This window comes from Urechidicola sp. KH5, assembly GCF_054661455.1.
Genome location: NZ_BAAFSW010000002.1, coordinates 603,164 through 619,329, shown reverse-complemented (window position 1 = coordinate 619,329; position 16,166 = coordinate 603,164). Strand labels below are relative to the sequence as shown.

At 33.7% G+C, this 16,166-nt stretch carries 13 protein-coding genes; 7 read left to right on the top strand and 6 right to left on the bottom strand.

Annotation, left to right across the window (positions count from 1 at the left end):
• Positions 1-58: 58 nt before the first annotated feature.
• From ACYQ5R_RS07360 to ACYQ5R_RS07335, 6 genes are all read left to right on the top strand, one after another.
• A complete protein-coding gene (locus tag ACYQ5R_RS07360) occupies positions 59-664 on the top strand; it encodes a TetR/AcrR family transcriptional regulator (protein WP_460190276.1) in 606 nt (201 codons plus the stop codon).
• Positions 654-1,988: a TolC family protein gene (locus ACYQ5R_RS07355; protein ID WP_460190275.1), complete on the top strand. Its 1,335-nt coding sequence runs from the start codon at positions 654-656 to the stop codon at positions 1,986-1,988. The genes ACYQ5R_RS07360 and ACYQ5R_RS07355 overlap by 11 nt, the downstream gene beginning before the upstream one ends.
• 16 nt (positions 1,989-2,004) lie before the next feature.
• Positions 2,005-3,171 carry an efflux RND transporter periplasmic adaptor subunit gene (locus ACYQ5R_RS07350; RefSeq protein ID WP_460190274.1) on the top strand — a complete coding sequence of 389 codons (1,167 nt, stop codon included), beginning with the start codon at positions 2,005-2,007 and terminating at the stop codon, positions 3,169-3,171.
• A gap of 73 nt (positions 3,172-3,244) precedes the next feature.
• Entirely contained in the window at positions 3,245-6,715 is a 3,471-nt protein-coding gene (locus ACYQ5R_RS07345) for an efflux RND transporter permease subunit (protein WP_460190273.1), read from the top strand.
• Positions 6,716-7,012: 297 nt separating this feature from the next.
• The gene (locus ACYQ5R_RS07340) at positions 7,013-7,486 is read left to right on the top strand and encodes a regulatory protein RecX (protein ID WP_460190272.1); all 474 of its coding nucleotides are present in this window, start codon (positions 7,013-7,015) and stop codon (positions 7,484-7,486) included.
• Between the two features lie 38 nt (positions 7,487-7,524).
• Positions 7,525-10,029: a M14 family metallopeptidase gene (locus ACYQ5R_RS07335; protein WP_460190271.1), complete on the top strand. Its 2,505-nt coding sequence runs from the start codon at positions 7,525-7,527 to the stop codon at positions 10,027-10,029.
• Between the two features lie 15 nt (positions 10,030-10,044).
• Here the strand turns inward: ACYQ5R_RS07335 and ACYQ5R_RS07330 are convergent, their stop codons facing one another.
• The 3 genes from ACYQ5R_RS07330 to ACYQ5R_RS07320 form a co-directional block, all read right to left on the bottom strand.
• A complete protein-coding gene (locus tag ACYQ5R_RS07330) occupies positions 10,045-10,914 on the bottom strand; it encodes a cupin-like domain-containing protein (RefSeq protein ID WP_460190270.1) in 870 nt (289 codons plus the stop codon).
• 90 nt (positions 10,915-11,004) lie between these two features.
• The gene (locus tag ACYQ5R_RS07325; RefSeq protein ID WP_460190269.1) at positions 11,005-13,083 is read right to left on the bottom strand and encodes a M13 family metallopeptidase; all 2,079 of its coding nucleotides are present in this window, start codon (positions 13,081-13,083) and stop codon (positions 11,005-11,007) included.
• 82 nt (positions 13,084-13,165) lie between these two features.
• The gene (locus ACYQ5R_RS07320; RefSeq protein WP_460190268.1) at positions 13,166-13,804 is read right to left on the bottom strand and encodes a hypothetical protein; all 639 of its coding nucleotides are present in this window, start codon (positions 13,802-13,804) and stop codon (positions 13,166-13,168) included.
• A gap of 122 nt (positions 13,805-13,926) precedes the next feature.
• Between ACYQ5R_RS07320 and ACYQ5R_RS07315 the strand changes: the two genes are divergently transcribed.
• Complete coding sequence (locus ACYQ5R_RS07315; protein WP_460190267.1) at positions 13,927-14,409, top strand: ABC transporter ATPase; 483 nt, start codon at positions 13,927-13,929, stop codon at positions 14,407-14,409.
• Here the strand turns inward: ACYQ5R_RS07315 and truB are convergent.
• The 3 genes from truB to ACYQ5R_RS07300 are packed head-to-tail and all read right to left on the bottom strand — an operon-like array spanning position 14,406 to position 16,148.
• Entirely contained in the window at positions 14,406-15,098 is a 693-nt protein-coding gene (gene truB, locus ACYQ5R_RS07310) for a tRNA pseudouridine(55) synthase TruB (protein WP_460190266.1), read from the bottom strand. The genes ACYQ5R_RS07315 and truB overlap by 4 nt on opposite strands.
• A gap of 4 nt (positions 15,099-15,102) precedes the next feature.
• The gene (locus tag ACYQ5R_RS07305) at positions 15,103-15,897 is read right to left on the bottom strand and encodes an undecaprenyl-diphosphate phosphatase (RefSeq protein ID WP_460190265.1); all 795 of its coding nucleotides are present in this window, start codon (positions 15,895-15,897) and stop codon (positions 15,103-15,105) included.
• The gene (locus ACYQ5R_RS07300) at positions 15,894-16,148 is read right to left on the bottom strand and encodes a DUF3098 domain-containing protein (protein ID WP_460190264.1); all 255 of its coding nucleotides are present in this window, start codon (positions 16,146-16,148) and stop codon (positions 15,894-15,896) included. Before ACYQ5R_RS07300 ends, ACYQ5R_RS07305 begins: the two co-directional genes overlap by 4 nt.
• Positions 16,149-16,166: the final 18 nt, after the last annotated feature.

Genomic DNA, 16,166 nt, shown 5'->3' with positions numbered 1-16,166 from the left:
CTTTTTGTGTGTAAAAAGTTTCCAAACTATATTTACACTCGATTTTAACCAATCTACTATGAAGTGTGCTATATTAGAAAAGGCTGGAGAACTCTTTCTTAAATATGGTTTTAAAAGTGTAACTATGGATGATATAGCCGACAAATTGGGTATATCAAAAAAGACCATATATTCACATTTTAAAAATAAAAACATTCTAATTGAAGAAGCCACCATGGCATTGTTTGAGATGATATCAGGTGGTATTGATTTGATTTGTAAAAACACCAAAAACCCCATAGAAGAACTTTTTGCCGTTAAAAAATTTACTCACGAACATTTGAAAGACGAATCATCCTCATCACATTACCAACTCCAGAAATATTATCCCGAAATTTTTCACAATTTAAAATTGAAGCAATTAGAACTTATTCAAAGTTGCGTATCTAAAAATTTGAATTTGGGTATTCAAATGGGTTTATACAGACCCGATTTAGATGTTGACTTTATTACAAGAATATACTTCATAGGCGCTATTGGTTTAAAAGACGATGAAACATTTCCAAGTAATGAATATAACTATAACTATATATCAACGCTCTATTTAGACTATCACATTAGAGCAATTGCCACTAAAAAAGGAATCCAAACATTAGAAAAATTAATACTGAAAAATGAAAAATAACTTTTTACTATTACTAACTCTAATAAGTATTTTTTTGCAAGCACAAGAAGTTCCTCAATCCTTCAGTTTAGATGAGGCTGTAGCTTATGCCATTCAAAATTCTTATGAAATGGACTATGCCTCAAAAGACATAGAAATTGCCGAACAACAGGTTAGAGAAACTACCGCCATTGGTTTACCTCAATTAAATGGTTATGTAGATTACCAAAACAATATAAAACAACAAGTCTCTTTAGTTCCTGCCGAATTTTTTGGTGGTGAAGATGGAGAATTTGCTGAAGTAGTATTTGGCACCAAACAAAATGTGAATGCTCAGTTAGTACTTAATCAACTACTTTTTGACGGTTCTTATTTTATAGGTCTGAAAGGTGTAAAAATGTACTTAAGCCTCAGCGAAAATGCAAAAGAGAAAACCGAGTTTGTAATAAAACAAACTATTACAAATGCCTATACATACGTTTTATTGGTTGAAGAAAATATTTTAATCTTAGAAAAAAACAAAGCTGTTTTGGAGAGCAATTTACATCAAACAACAAAGCTTGTTGAAAACGGATTTAGCGAAGAGCAAGACGCAGAACAATTGCAATTAACATTGTCTGCTATCGAAAATGAAATTAATCGATCCAATAGAGTTAAAGCTTCGGCTTATAAGTTACTAAATCTCGGATTAGGGATCGATATTAATAAACCCATCACTTTAAGTGAAAGTTTAGAATCCCTATTAATGGCCAATCTTAATCTTGGATTGACTCAGCAAGAATTCGATATCACAGAACATATAGATTATAGAATAGCAGACACGAATAAAGAAACTAGCGAATTGCAGATGAAGTACGAAAAAAGCAAATACTTACCATCTTTAAGCGCATTTGTAAATGTTGGAACTACAGCAAATAATGATGAATTTCGATTTCTAAGTAACGATCAAAGGTGGTTTGCTTCATCTATGCTAGGTGTTAGTTTAAATGTACCAATTTTTAGTAGTTTTAGTAGAGATGCTAAAACACAACAAGCTAAAATAGAACTAGACAAAGCCTCAAAAAAATTAACAGAAACAGAACAGCGCCTTTTAGTGGAACTTAGTGATGCTCGAACAGATTACACCTTTGCTATAGATAGCTATTACAACGCTAAACAAAACTTAGATTTAGCCGAAAGAATTGAAGGCAAAGAAAACACCAAATACTTAGAAGGGGTATCAACAAGCTTTGATTTAAGCAATGCACAAAATCAACTATATTCTCGTCAAAGAGAATATTTAGACGCCATCTTATACCTTATAAACGCGAAAGTAACATTAGAAAACGCACTTAACATTAAATAAAAAAACCACTATAAAAATGAAAAACTCATTAACTATAATCGTCATAGCTATTTTGATTGCTGCTTGTAGTTCTAACGCCAATAAAACAAGTATTGAAGATCTTGTTGCTGCTGGAGACACCAAAGCGCTACAATCAAAAAAATCAGAGCTAAGAAAAACACAACAAGAAACGGCGAAACAGCTAAAAGAAATTGAAGAGGCTTTAAGTCAATTAAATAGAGATTCAAGAAACCCTACAGTAACAACATTGCCAATTGTTACAACAAAGTTCAATCACTTTTTAGAATTACAAGGTAATGTAGTTACAAAACAAAATATAGTGATATATCCAGAGTTTAGTGGAGTTCTTATAGAAGTGTTTGTTAAAGAAGGACAAGCCGTAAAGAAAGGGCAAAAATTGGCTCGAATAGATGATGGTGGATTGAGCCAACAACTTGCTCAATTAGAAGCACAGGCTGCACTTGCCAAAACTACCTATGAACGCCAAAAACGTCTATGGGATCAAAAAATAGGTTCTGAAATTCAATATTTACAAGCAGAAACTACCTATTTAGCACAACAAAATGCAGTTGATCAAATGAAAAAGCAATTGGCTAAAACCATTGTTACCGCTCCCTTCTCAGGAATTATTGATGATGTATTAACAGATGAAGGTACCGTTGTTGCTCCAGGTGGCTCTATGCTTATGCGTATAGTGAACTTAGACAACATGTATATTGAAGCCGAAGTTCCAGAAGCACATATCAAAAATGTAACAAAAGGAAAATCTGTAGAAGTATACTTCCCAATTCTAGGCAAAACTGTTCAAACTTCAATTAGACAAGTTGGAAATTATATCAACCCTAGTAATAGGTCTTTTAAAATTGAAATTGGTATTCCAAATAAAGACCATCAAATCAAACCAAACTTAACTAGTAGATTAAAAATAAACGATTACACAAATGAAACTGCTGTTTTAATCCCTCAAAGTATAATTACTGAGAATGCTTCTGGTGAGCAATATGTGTATGCCGTTATTGATAAAAATGAAAATATTGGCGAAGCAAAGCGAATTATTATTTCTACTGGCAAGACTCAAGGAGACTTTATAGAAGTACTAGGGGGTCTTGAACCAGGAATGGAGATTATTGAAGAAGGAGCGCGAACAGTAAACCAAGGTCAATCTGTAAAAGTGGTTGAATAAACCAAAAATCTGAAAAAGAAAGTATTGAATATCCCCTATTCAATCTTAGCTAACAAATTAAGATGAAAAACAAATGACTAAGAATCAAAAAAAAGTAGATAAAGAATTTAAGCTCTCATCATGGGCTATCAACAATAAGACTACCATTTACATGGCGATGTTTCTTATATTATTCTTTGGATATTCTGCATACAACAGCATGCCTCGTGAGAATTTCCCTGAGATTAAAGAAACTAAAATCTATATCAATTCTATTTTCCCTGGAAACACAGCAGAAGATATAGAGAAACTAATTACAGATCCAATAGAAGAAGTTCTTAAAACCCTAAGTAATGTGGTAGAAATTACATCTACATCACAAGAAGATGTATCGATGGTAATTGTAGAGTTTGATGAAAACATAACTGTAGAAGCCGCCAAACAAAAAGTTAAAGACGAAATTGATACCGAAACTTCTAGCGAAGATTGGCCGACATTTAATGGTGCCAAGGTAGAGCCAAATGTCTTTGATTTATCTATGTCTGAAGAGTTTCCAATCATCAACATTAACCTTACTGGAGATTATCCTGTAGAAAAGTTAAAAGAATTTGGTGAATACCTTCAAGATGAAATTGAAGCCATAGATGAGATTAAAGAAGTAGCCATTCGTGGAGCGCAAGAAAAAGAAGTTGAAGTAGCTGTAGACATATATAAAATGATGGCTGCTCAAGTGAGTTTTTCTGACGTTATTAACGCTATACAAAATGGTAATACCACTATGAGTGCTGGTAATTTAATAGCCAGTGGACAACGAAGAACAATAAGAATTTTAGGTGAAATTACCACTCCAAAACAATTGCAAAACTTTGTTGTAAAATCTGAATTTAACAATCCCATTTACCTTAAGGATATTGCAGATATTAAGTTTAAAGAAAAAGAACGCACCACTTATGCTCGTCAATATGTTGATCGTGTTGTTATGCTTGACGTTAAAAAACGTGCAGGAAAAAACATGGTGGCAGCAGTAGACAAAGTATATGATATTGTAAAAAAGGCGCAAGAAGATGTTTTTCCTAAAGACTTAGAAATTACTTATGCCAACGATCAATCTTCTAAAACTATTGGTCAGGTAGATGATCTTGTAAACAATATCATTTTCGGTATTATTCTAGTTGTTACTGTTTTAATGTTCTTCTTAGGATTTAGAAATGCCCTTTTTGTTGGGTTTGCTATTCCAATGTCTATGACCATGAGTTTAATGATATTAGACCAGTTTGGTTATACTATGAATACCATGATTTTATTTGCCCTAATTATGGGATTAGGGATGTTAGTAGATAATGGTATTGTAGTAGTAGAAAACGTTTATCGTTTGATGGACGAGGAAGGAATGAGTAGAAAAGAAGCTGCTAAAAAAGGTATTGGCGAAATCGCATTTCCAATTATTATTTCTACTGCAACAACTGTAGCAGCCTTTGTACCATTAGGTTTATGGCCAGGGTTAATGGGGCAATTTATGATTTATTTCCCTATAACTTTATCAGTTGTACTTGGATCATCTCTATTTGTTGCGATTTTCTTTAACTCAGTTTTAGTATCTCAGTTTATGAAAGTTGAGGATAGCGAAATGCCATTAAAAAATATTATTGGTATAACTGCAGTTCTTACAGTAATAGGTGTAATCATCCTATTAATTGGTGGAGGATACAAAATGTTAGGTAGTATCATGATTTTTACAGCCATCATGTTATGGGTGTATCGATTGATCTTAAGAAAAGCCGCTAATTTTTTCCAAACAAGAATTCTAACCGTTTTAGAGCGTTTTTACGAAAGAACATTAAAAATTGCCTTACGTGGTTACAGACCTTATATTATTACTGTCGGAACCTTCTTTTTACTGTTTTTCATCTTTGCAAAATTTGGGGCATCATTAGGAAGTGGAGATACGAAGTTTGAGTTTTTCCCAGATAATAAACCAAATCAAATTATTGTATACATCGAGTATCCTGAAGGTACTGATATCGAAAAAACCAATCGCATTACAAAAGATATCGAAGAGCGCGTATACAAGCTTTTAGATGACCCAGACAATATGAATGGCGACCATAACTATTTAGTGGAATCTGTTGTATCTCAAGTTGGTGAAGGTGCAGGCAACCCAAATTCAGATGGTGGTTCAACAGCAGAAATGCCGCACAAAGCCAAAATTACTGCCTCAATGCGCGAGTATAAATATAGAGAGGGCAGAATGAGTGAAGAACTTATGGCTAAAGTGCAACGCGCCCTAGTTGGAATATATCCAGGAGTTTTAATTTCTGTTGAAAAAGATGTGAACGGACCGCCTATCGGACATCCTATTAACATTGAATTAGAGGGAGATAATTACGAAGAACTTATTCTGACAGCTGAGCGCATGCGTGAGTTTATCAACAATAGAAATATTGGAGGTATCGATGAGCTAAAGATAGATGTAAATAAATCGAAGCCAGTAATGATTGTTGATGTTGACCGTAAAAAAGCGGGTGAATTAGGGGTAAGCGCAGGTCAAGTTGGGCAACAATTACGTAATGCAATTTTTGGTGCAAAAGCAGGCATATACAAATACGATGGCGATGATTATGATATCTATGTTCGTTTTAACAAAGATATCCGCTACAATACCAGCGCCATCTTTAACCAAAAGATTACGTTTAGAGATATGGCTTCTGGTCAAATTAAGGAAATCCCTGTATCCGCCGTGGCAGAACAAAAAAACACGTCTGGATTTAGTGCAATTAAACATCGTGATTCTCGACGTGTTGTAACAGTGTATTCAGCCTTAGCACCTGGTTTTATTGATGCGAGAGCAGTTGTGACAGAAATTCAAAATGAAATGGAATCTTTTGAAGGATTACCTTCAAATATCAAAATTAATTATACAGGGCAGATTGAAGAACAAGAAAAACAACAGAAATTTTTAATGGGCGCCTTCTTCTCGGGATTAGGTCTGATATTCTTGATTTTAATTTTCCAATTCAACTCTATTTCTAAACCAACAATTATCATGATAGCTATCTTCTTAAGCTTTATTGGTGTATTTGGTGGCATATTAATTACAAGCGCATCGTTTGTATTAATGATGACCATGATGGGTATTATTTCCCTTGCCGGAATTGTAGTGAATAATGGAGTGGTACTTCTAGACTATACCCAATTACTTATAGATAGAAAAAAAGTAGAACAAGACTTTAATGAAGATGAATTATTAGGAATAGAAGATATTCATACAAGTATTGTAAAAGCAGGTAAGGCACGTTTACGTCCTGTATTACTTACTGCCATTACAACTATCTTAGGTCTTATTCCTTTAGCTATAGGGTTTAACATAAACTTCTATACATTATTTAATGAGTTTGACCCTAATATCTATTTTGGAGGAGATAATGTTATCTTCTGGGGACCATTGGCTTGGGCGGTTATTTACGGTCTGTTTGTAGCCACCTTCTTAACCCTGATAGTTGTTCCAATATTATTCTACTTAGTAAACAAGTTTAAACACAGAATCAAAAGATGGCGAGCAGCCTAAAACATAAAAACCGAAGCAAATGCTTCGGTTTTTTATTTTTTTTAATTTTTTAATTAATGCTTCCTTTTCAAGATTTAATTTTCTCTGATATTGTAGACTAGAAAATAAATAGATTACCACAAATAAATCCCTGTTCTCAATCAGCATATTCAAACTTTCAACGTTTAATTTATCAGCAACAAATCCAATCGCGAACAATAGAATAGAAATGATTGCAACAATGTTATAAACTTTCTTCATGATTATTTTACTTCTTATTGGTTAATCAAATATAACTGATTTAATTATTTTCGTCTCGTGAACAACAAAAAAACATACACTGTAGAAGAGGCCAAAAGAAACATTGAGCGTTATTGTGTATATCAAGATCGTTGCCATAAAGAAGTTGAAAAAAAATTAAGAGAATACCATATGATAACTGAGGCAATAGATCATATAATTGTTCACTTAATCGAACACAACTTTTTGAACGAAGAACGATTTGCCAAGAGTTTTGCTCGTGGTAAGTTTCGAATTAAAAAATGGGGCAAACAGCGTATCATAAGAGAGTTAAAATTTAGAGATATTTCAACATACAATATTAAGTCTGCACTTCAAGAAATTAGTGATAAAGAATATCTACAGACTTTTGATGAACTCTCCTTAAAAAAATACGAAACATTAAAAGGTAAATCAAAAATTCAAGCTAAGAAAAAATTGGCCGACTATCTACTCTACCGAGGTTGGGAATCTGCAATGGTTTATGAAAAACTTAAGGATTTAATTGGGTAATATTTCTGTATTTTTGAGAAATACAACAAACATCTAATATGAATCGAATTATCCTATGTTGTGCTTTGGCTTTCTCACTAATAAGCAATGCACAAAATAACTTAGACTTATCGTATTATTTTCAAGAATCAAATCTAAATCCGGACATACCAACTCCTGAAAGTGTCATTGGGCACCCTGTGGGAAAATGGCATATTACACATGATAAATTGGTTCAATACATGTATGCCCTAGCAGAGGCTTCAGACAGAATTACAATTGAAAATAGAGGTAAAACTTTTGAAGATCGTCCTTTGGTCTTATTAACGATTACTTCAACTGAAAATCATGCCAATATAGATGATATTCAAAAAGAACATATGGCGTTAACAGAAGCTGGAGCAGAAAATGTAGATTTAAATAATGCGCCAATTGTAGTTTATCAAGGATTTTCAATTCATGGAAACGAACCTAGTGGCTCTAATGCCGCATTGGTAGCGGCCTATTATTTAGCTGCAGTTAATTCTGAAGAGGTAAAACAACTATTAAGCGATGTGGTTATTTTATTCGACCCATCATTTAATCCAGATGGCTTACAACGTTTTGCCTATTGGGCAAACACTAACAAAAACAAAAATTTAACTTCGGATCCAAACGACCGTGAATACGACGAAGTTTGGCCAAGAGGAAGAACGAATCATTATTGGTTCGATATGAATAGAGATTGGTTGCCAGTGCAATTACCAGAATCAAGGGCACGTATTAATACATTTCATAAATGGATGCCAAATATTTTGACCGACCATCATGAAATGGGGTCAAACGCTTCCTTCTTTTTCCAACCAGGCATTCCATCTAGAACACATCCCTTAACTCCTGATTTGAATCAGAGTTTAACAAAAGAAATTGCAAAATTCCATGCTAAAGCACTAGATAACATTGGTTCTCTTTATTATTCTGAAGAAAGTTTTGATGATTACTATTACGGAAAAGGCTCTACATTTCCTGATATAAATGGTGCTGTTGGAATATTATTTGAGCAGGCAAGTTCAAGAGGTCATTTACAAGAAACTTCTAATGGCCTATTATCATTTCCATTTACTATACGAAATCAATTTACCACTGCACTTTCTACTTTAAAAGCAGCTCAATCTTTGCGCGAAAACTTGCTTAATTATCAAAGAGATTTTTTTGCTCACATGCGCAACAATAAGGTAAAACAAGCCATTGTTTTTGGAGATGCAAAAGATGCAGCCAAAACATATCATTTAGCCGAAATCTTAAGTCGTCATAAAATTGAGTTTTACGAATTAAAAGAAGATATAACTTTAAAAGGTAAAAATTATAAAAAAGGGTACAGCTTTGTGGTGCCAAAACAACAAAAGAATAGTAAGCTTTTACAAGCTATGTTTGAAAAACGAACTACGTTTAAAGACAGTTTATTCTACGATGTTTCTGCATGGACCTTTCCTTTAGCTTTTAATATAGATTACAACGAAAATGCAAGTATGAGCAATGCTGGATCTCCTGTAACAGATCTTAAATTACCAGAAGGCAAAGCTCTGAATAAAAGCAACTATGCCTATTTAGTAGAATGGCATGAGTATTATTCGCCTAAATTTGCATTTGAATTACAATCTCACGGAATTCGTATTAAAGGTGCCTTAAAACAATTTACTGCGGGTGGCATTGAATATGACTATGGAACTTTAATGATACCTGTACAAAATCAGAAATACGACGATTCAGAATTGTTTAATAGAATAAATATCGCTGCTAAAAATGCGCATTTAACTGTAACATCAGTTAATACAGGTTTAAATCAAGGTATTGATTTAGGAAGTAACAATTTTAGAACATTAAAAACCCCAGAAATCGCCTTAGTTGTTGGCAATGGAGTTTCGAGTTATGATGCAGGAGAAATATGGCATTTATTAGATCAAAGATTTAATATTCCAATTGCAAAATTAGATACAGAAGATTTAGGACGTTTAGATTTATCACGTTATAATACCATTATTTTACCAAGTGCAGGAGGACTTTCTGAAAGTGTTACTAATAATTTAAAATCGTGGATTGAAAATGGTGGAACACTCATTGGCTATAGAAATACAATATCTTGGCTAAACAGTAAAGAGATTATAAAGGTTGAAATCAAAAAATCAAGTTTAATAGCTAATGATGTAAGCTTTGAAGACCGCCAGAACTTTAGAGGAGCCCAAAATATTGGAGGTGCCATTTTTAATGCTAAAATAGATCGTTCACATCCAATTAACTTTGGATACAAAAATGATGAGTTGGCTCTGTTTAGAAACACGTCAATCTTTATGGAACCTGAAAAGCAGAGTTATAACAACCCAATTCAATACACTAATAAACCATTATTAAGTGGTTATATTTCTGAAGAAAAATTGGATAGTCTAAAAAGCACTGTGCCTTTTAAAACGAAAAGATTAAAAAGAGGTAAAGTATTATTATTTACAGACAACACTAATTTTAGAGGATTTTGGTACGGAACCAATAAATTATTGATGAACGCCATCTTCTTTAGAAATGAAATGTAATTAAAAACGGGAAGTTTAATGCTTCCCGTTTTTTTTATTTGTTCTTATTATGGCTTGTTCATTTTTCCAATCAATCCATTTCTGACCTTTTAATCGCCTCATTAAATTATCAACAGTTCGCATTACAAACACATTGTACACTGCCTTTCCTAAATTTTTAGGGTTCCGAGCTAACCCTCTTAAACTCATAGAAAAACCAGGAGTTAAATAACGCATATAATGCCAATATCCTTCGGGCATATACAATACATTGCCATGTTCTAAATGAGTTATGTAACCACTCGCCTTTTTTAAGGCAGGCCATTTCTCAAAATCTGGATTTGCAAAATTGATATCCTCTCGCGTTATTAAAGAATGTGGAATTTTATACAGAAAATCATTTTCCGATTGAGGAAACAAAATGCATTGTTTTTTTCCTTCAAAATGGAAATGCAAAATATTGGCTAAATCAATATCATAATGCATAAAGGTATAAGAATCTCTACCGCCAAAAAATAGCATAGGTAATTTCTTTAACAACTTAATACCAATATCTGGATAGCTATAATCTTTTTGTAGTGACGGAATTTCTTTCAAAATATTCCACAAAAAAATACGGTACTTTGTTGGCTCTGATTTTAACAAATCTACATACTCACTCATCTTCATGGTTGCATGAGGTTCGTTAAAACCATCTTTATAATCAACAGGCCGATCATCATATAAAGGAACAGATATCTCTCCTGCTATTTCTTTCATATATTCTAAACTCCATGTTTTAATAGCGGGCCAATCATCTACCAACTGCTCTATTACAACTGGTTTTTGCGGCTTCAGATAATTTTTAACGAATTCTTGTTTGGTAATTGTGGGTACCCTTTCAATTTCTTGAAGGTTCAATTTCATCTGCAACTCATTTACAATTTCTTAAAGTAAAAGTACATAAAATAAAAAAGCGCCCACTAGCGTGGGCGCTTAAATATGATCGCTTTTTGATTACCAAATTCTTACTCGGTCTTCAGGTGCCAAATACATAGGATCACCTTCTTGAATATCAAAAGCTTTGTAAAATGCTTGCACATTTTTTAGGGGCATTTGTGCTCTTTGTATACCTGGTGCATGTGGGTCAGTTTTTACCTGATTACGCAATGCATCATCCGTAGATTTTGTTCGCCAAATCGTTCCCCAAGAAAGAAAAAAGCGTTGTTCTGCTGTAAATCCATCAATATCTTCAGGTCTACCATTTTCTTTATAATACATCTGTAAACCATCATATGCAGCAAGTACACCTCCTAAATCAGCAATATTCTCTCCTAAGGTAAATGCACCATTTATGTACACATCAGGTAATACTTCCGCTTCATCAAATTGATCTGTTAATTTTTTACCTAACTCTTTAAACTTTTCTAAATCTTCGTCGGTCCACCAATTATTCAAGTTTCCATCTGCATCATATCTAGATCCAGCATCGTCAAAACTATGAGAAATCTCATGTCCGATTACAGCACCAATTCCTCCGTAATTAACGGCTTCATCTGCTTGATAATTATAAAATGGAGGTTGTAGGATTGCTGCTGGAAATACAATCTCATTATATGGCGGCATAAAGTAGGCATTTACCATTTGCGGTGGCATAAACCACTCAGATTTATCAACTGGCTTACCCAATTTATCTAAATCTTTATAATAATTCCATTTTGATAAGTTTAAAGTATTACCATAATAAGTTCCACCGTCTTTAGTGCTTTCCATAACCAACGCAGAATAATCTTTCCATTCATCTGGATACGCAATTTTAACTTTCATTCTTCTGAGCTTCTCAATCGCCTTAGCTTTGGTTTCAGCCTGCATCCATTCTAATTCGTTGATTCGTTTCTCATAAGCTAACATGATATTCTTAATCATTTTTTCAGCCTTCTCTTTAGCTTCCGGCGGAAATTTCTTCTCAACATACAACTTACCTAATGCTTCACCAATACTACCGTTTAAAGCATTTAAAGCACGCTCTTTTCTATCGCGCATTGCTTTAGCACCTCTTAATTCTTTAGAGTAAAATTCCCAATTAGCTTTATCTATGTCGGTGCTTAAATTTCCTGCTGCTCTGTCAATAGCAGACCAACGCAAATAGGCTTTCCAAGCAGCAACATCGTTTTGCTTTAAAATACCATCCATGGCAATAATGTAGTTAGGATCTGTAACAATAACAGTATCTACTTTTGCGCCAATACCATCAAAATAAGCTTGCCAATCTATAGATGGAGCCATTTTGTTTAAATCTGCAATAGAACGCGGGTTGTTACGCTTACGCGCATCTCTTCTATCTACTTTATTCATTCTAGGTTCCGCTAAACTTGTTTCGAAATCTACAACTACATCGGCTGTGGTTTTTGCTGTTTCTTCATCATCGCCAATAAATTGTAACATACGTGCAACATGCTTGCGATATTTTTTCATTTTCTCTTGAGTATCCTCATCGGTATCTACATAATAGTCTCTACTTAAACCAAGACCTACAGACCCTAAATAGCCCGTATTCAAATCACTGTTTTCTGGATGAGAACCTACACCAAAACCAAAGAAACCGATTCCCCCAAAAGGTTCCATTTCAATTAAGAATCGTTGTAAATCTGCAACGTTATTAATTTCGTCAATTCGATTTAAATATGGCTTCAATGGCTCAATACCTTGAGCGTCTCTTGTTACCGTATCCATTATCGTTTCGTAAAAATTTATTGCCTTTTGTTGATCTGTAATATTTCCAGGTGCCGGAGCATCTTTTAAGGCTTCACTTTCCATGGCCTCTTGCAAAATTGCAAGGGCATCTTCATCTGTCATTTGACGTAATTCATCAAAACTACCCCAACGTGCTCTATCTGAAGGGATTTCAGTATTGTCATACCAAGTACCATTTACATATTTAAAAAAGTCGTCTTTTGGACTAATGTTTTGGTCCATTTTGGCAATGTCTATACCCGGAACCGTAGGTGCTTCTTCCTTTTTCTCGCATGCAGTGAATACAAGTCCAGAAGAGATAACAAGACTAAAAAGTCCTGCTTTCATTTGAAAAGATTTCATAATATAATTGAATAATTAAGTTCGAATTGCCAAAATAAACAAATTAAAGTTTTAGCTGAAAAAATTAACGCTAATTAACAGACTACTGTCTACTGTTTTCGCCTTTTTTTGCTTCGAGGCGCTCATTAGGAGTTTTCTTATTAGAAGTTCTTTTATGCATTTCATTCAAGCTCCTTCCGTCTTTTAAAACAGGTTGTTGAATTTCAAACGGAATATCTTCTCCTTCTTTGTATTGCCTTTTAAACTGATCAATTTTATATAGTACATTAATCTTATCGTTTAAAGATGAATATGCATCAAGAATATTTGTTACCTGCACCTCCACTTCTTCTTTAGTAATAGAGCTTATGTCTGCCATATCATTTAATCGAAATGCTTGATTATACAGCACATGAAAACGCATCTGTACTTCTGGTTTATCTACCATAGCTACCTCAATTGTATCGGATGCATCCAAAATTAACTCCGACAACTCCAAGGCATTTTGAAGCGCCTCTGATTTGGTGATGCGTTGATAACGCTCTACCATCGCACGCATGTTTTGATACTTAACCCATGTTTGCATGTCTTTTTGAGCCATACTGCTTAAAGTAACACCTATTCTGCTTATTTGTGTTTCTTCTTGCTCAGTATTAGCCAACACTTCTTCTATTGTTTGTTTCTTCTTAGAATTGCACGATACAAAAAGTGCTAATAGACATATGAATAGTAAGGTTCTCATAAATACTTTTGTAGTTGGTAAAAATAGCAAAATTGCAACATAATCATTCAGAAAACATTGCGAACTATTCATTTAAACGAGGGTCTTATTAAAGTCGTATTTTTACACATAAATAATAACTTATGAACGTAGATTTTAAGCAACTTCCAAACGCTTCAAAAATTTGGATCTTTCCTTCAAGCAAAAAATTGCATGCTAAGTTATTTAATGAAATTCAAGATTTACTCACCCAATTTTCTAGCAACTGGTTAAACAATGGAAAGCCTGTAATTTCAGGGTATAAAATTGCTTACAATCGTATTATTATTGTTGGTGTAGACCAAACAATTGATTCTTTAAATGTACAAGCCATAGATGCGTTAATCAGTTTTATAATAGGCATTGAAAACAAACATGACTTAACACTTTTAGATAAAGTTAATGTATGTTTTAAACAAGGTGATTTTGTGCAATATAAAAGTGTTCAAGAATTTAAAAAGATGCTCAAGCAAGGGGCAATTTCTAAAAAAATAATTGTTTTTAATAACTTAATTGAAACCAAAGAAGAACTAGAAGACGCTTGGGAGGTTCCTATTACAGAGAGTTGGCACAATAGATTTATCTAGGCTTTTAACTCTGTAATAAATGCTTCAATTGACTGAGCATCATCTACAGAAAAATAACCAATTTTGGTTCTTCTAAGAGCCGATAAATGTGCTCCAGATTTTAAGGCTTTGCCAAAATCAAATGCCAACGATCTAATATAAGTACCCTTACTACAGGCAACTTTAAAATCTATATGCGGTAAGTCTATCTTCGTTATTTCAAAAGATGAAATTTCAATTTTTCGGGATTTGATTTCAGTAGTTTTACCCTCTCTTGCTAGCTCATACAATTTCTTTCCATCTTTTTTTAATGCAGAAAAAATAGGTGGAATTTGTTGTTGATTCCCTTCAAAATTTTGAGCTGTTTGATGAATCAGTTTTTCTGTAATATGAGACGTTTCGAAAGTCGCATCAACCTCTGTTTCTAAATCGTAACTTGGCGTAGTAGCCCCAACTGTTATAGTACCAGTATATTCTTTATGCTGCGCTTGAAAAGTTTCAATTTGCTTGGTCATTTTACCAGTACACAAAATCAACAATCCAGTAGCTAAAGGATCTAAAGTACCTGCATGACCAACCTTAATTTTTTTGATATTGAATTTTTGACGGATTTCCCATCGCAATTTGTTCACCACTTGAAATGAAGTCCAATTCAAGGGCTTATCAATTAACAACACTTGTCCGTTTTTAAAATCTTCAAGTGTTTTCATAGTATTAATTCATTAAAGAAACTGTAATAGCTATGAAACCTACTACTGCACAATAAATAGAAAAGTAAGATAATTTGCTTCGTTTAACAAGACTAATCATCCAAGTACAAGCGAGCAACCCTGATACAAATGCTGCAACAAAACCCACCGATAAAATACCAATTTGACTTCCTTCAAAACTTATCTCACCTCCTAAAATATCTTTAGCAACCTTACCAAAAATTAAAGGCACTACCATGAGGAATGAAAAGCGTGCAGCTTTTGTTCTATCAATACCTAATAAAACAGCAGTTGAAATTGTAGCACCAGACCTCGAAATACCAGGAAGCATTGCAATGGCTTGTGAAACCCCAATAATAAAGGCAGAAAAAAACGACACTTTTCGCTCTGTATTTTGCGCTCTATCTGCTAATAATAGTAACAATGCAGTTATAATCAACATAAATCCAACCAATAAAATCTGGCTAGAAAACAGCATTTCTAATTGCTCTTCAAACAAGAAACCAACTACTGCAGCTGGAATCATTGACAATAGAATACGAAATGAGAAAGATGTTTCTTCATTCCATTTAAATTGAAACAATCCTTTAAAAATTTGAGCTATCTCTTTTCTAAAAATGACTATCGTACTTAACGCCGTAGCAAAGTGTAACACAACTGTAAAAGTTAAACTCTCCTGTGGTAATGCATGATCGCCAAGAATAGCTTCTGCTAATTCTATATGACCACTAGAAGATACTGGTAAAAACTCCGTAAGACCTTGAATAACTCCAAGAATAAGGGCCTCTATATAGCTCATTCACTTTTAGATTTTGCTAAGATGGCATAGATTTCAATACCCAATCCTAAAATAACTAGAGTTGGAGCTAAACGAATTCTTCTAAAATTATAAATCGCTTCATTAAACACTTCAGGATCATCACTTCCGCCACCTGCCATTAAGGCAAAACCTAGCATAATAACTACTAAACCAATTACCATTAAAATGTAATTTTTCTTTTCAAATAAAAATGGTTTTTGTGGCTTGCTTGTTTGTTTCTTCTTACTCATGGTGTTTAATTTCTGTTA

Excerpts from the sequence above, each read along its gene's own strand:
- ACYQ5R_RS07360 (WP_460190276.1), top strand. The coding sequence starts at position 59 with ATGAAGTGTGCTATATTAGAAAAGGCTGGAGAACTCTTTCTTAAATAT.
- ACYQ5R_RS07355 (WP_460190275.1), top strand. The coding sequence starts at position 654 with ATGAAAAATAACTTTTTACTATTACTAACTCTAATAAGTATTTTTTTG.
- ACYQ5R_RS07350 (WP_460190274.1), top strand. The coding sequence starts at position 2,005 with ATGAAAAACTCATTAACTATAATCGTCATAGCTATTTTGATTGCTGCT.
- ACYQ5R_RS07345 (WP_460190273.1), top strand. The coding sequence starts at position 3,245 with ATGACTAAGAATCAAAAAAAAGTAGATAAAGAATTTAAGCTCTCATCA.
- ACYQ5R_RS07335 (WP_460190271.1), top strand. The coding sequence starts at position 7,525 with ATGAATCGAATTATCCTATGTTGTGCTTTGGCTTTCTCACTAATAAGC.
- ACYQ5R_RS07330 (WP_460190270.1), bottom strand. The coding sequence starts at position 10,914 with ATGAAATTGAACCTTCAAGAAATTGAAAGGGTACCCACAATTACCAAA.
- ACYQ5R_RS07325 (WP_460190269.1), bottom strand. The coding sequence starts at position 13,083 with ATGAAATCTTTTCAAATGAAAGCAGGACTTTTTAGTCTTGTTATCTCT.
- ACYQ5R_RS07320 (WP_460190268.1), bottom strand. The coding sequence starts at position 13,804 with ATGAGAACCTTACTATTCATATGTCTATTAGCACTTTTTGTATCGTGC.
- ACYQ5R_RS07315 (WP_460190267.1), top strand. The coding sequence starts at position 13,927 with ATGAACGTAGATTTTAAGCAACTTCCAAACGCTTCAAAAATTTGGATC.
- truB (WP_460190266.1), bottom strand. The coding sequence starts at position 15,098 with ATGAAAACACTTGAAGATTTTAAAAACGGACAAGTGTTGTTAATTGAT.
- ACYQ5R_RS07305 (WP_460190265.1), bottom strand. The coding sequence starts at position 15,897 with ATGAGCTATATAGAGGCCCTTATTCTTGGAGTTATTCAAGGTCTTACG.
- ACYQ5R_RS07300 (WP_460190264.1), bottom strand. The coding sequence starts at position 16,148 with ATGAGTAAGAAGAAACAAACAAGCAAGCCACAAAAACCATTTTTATTT.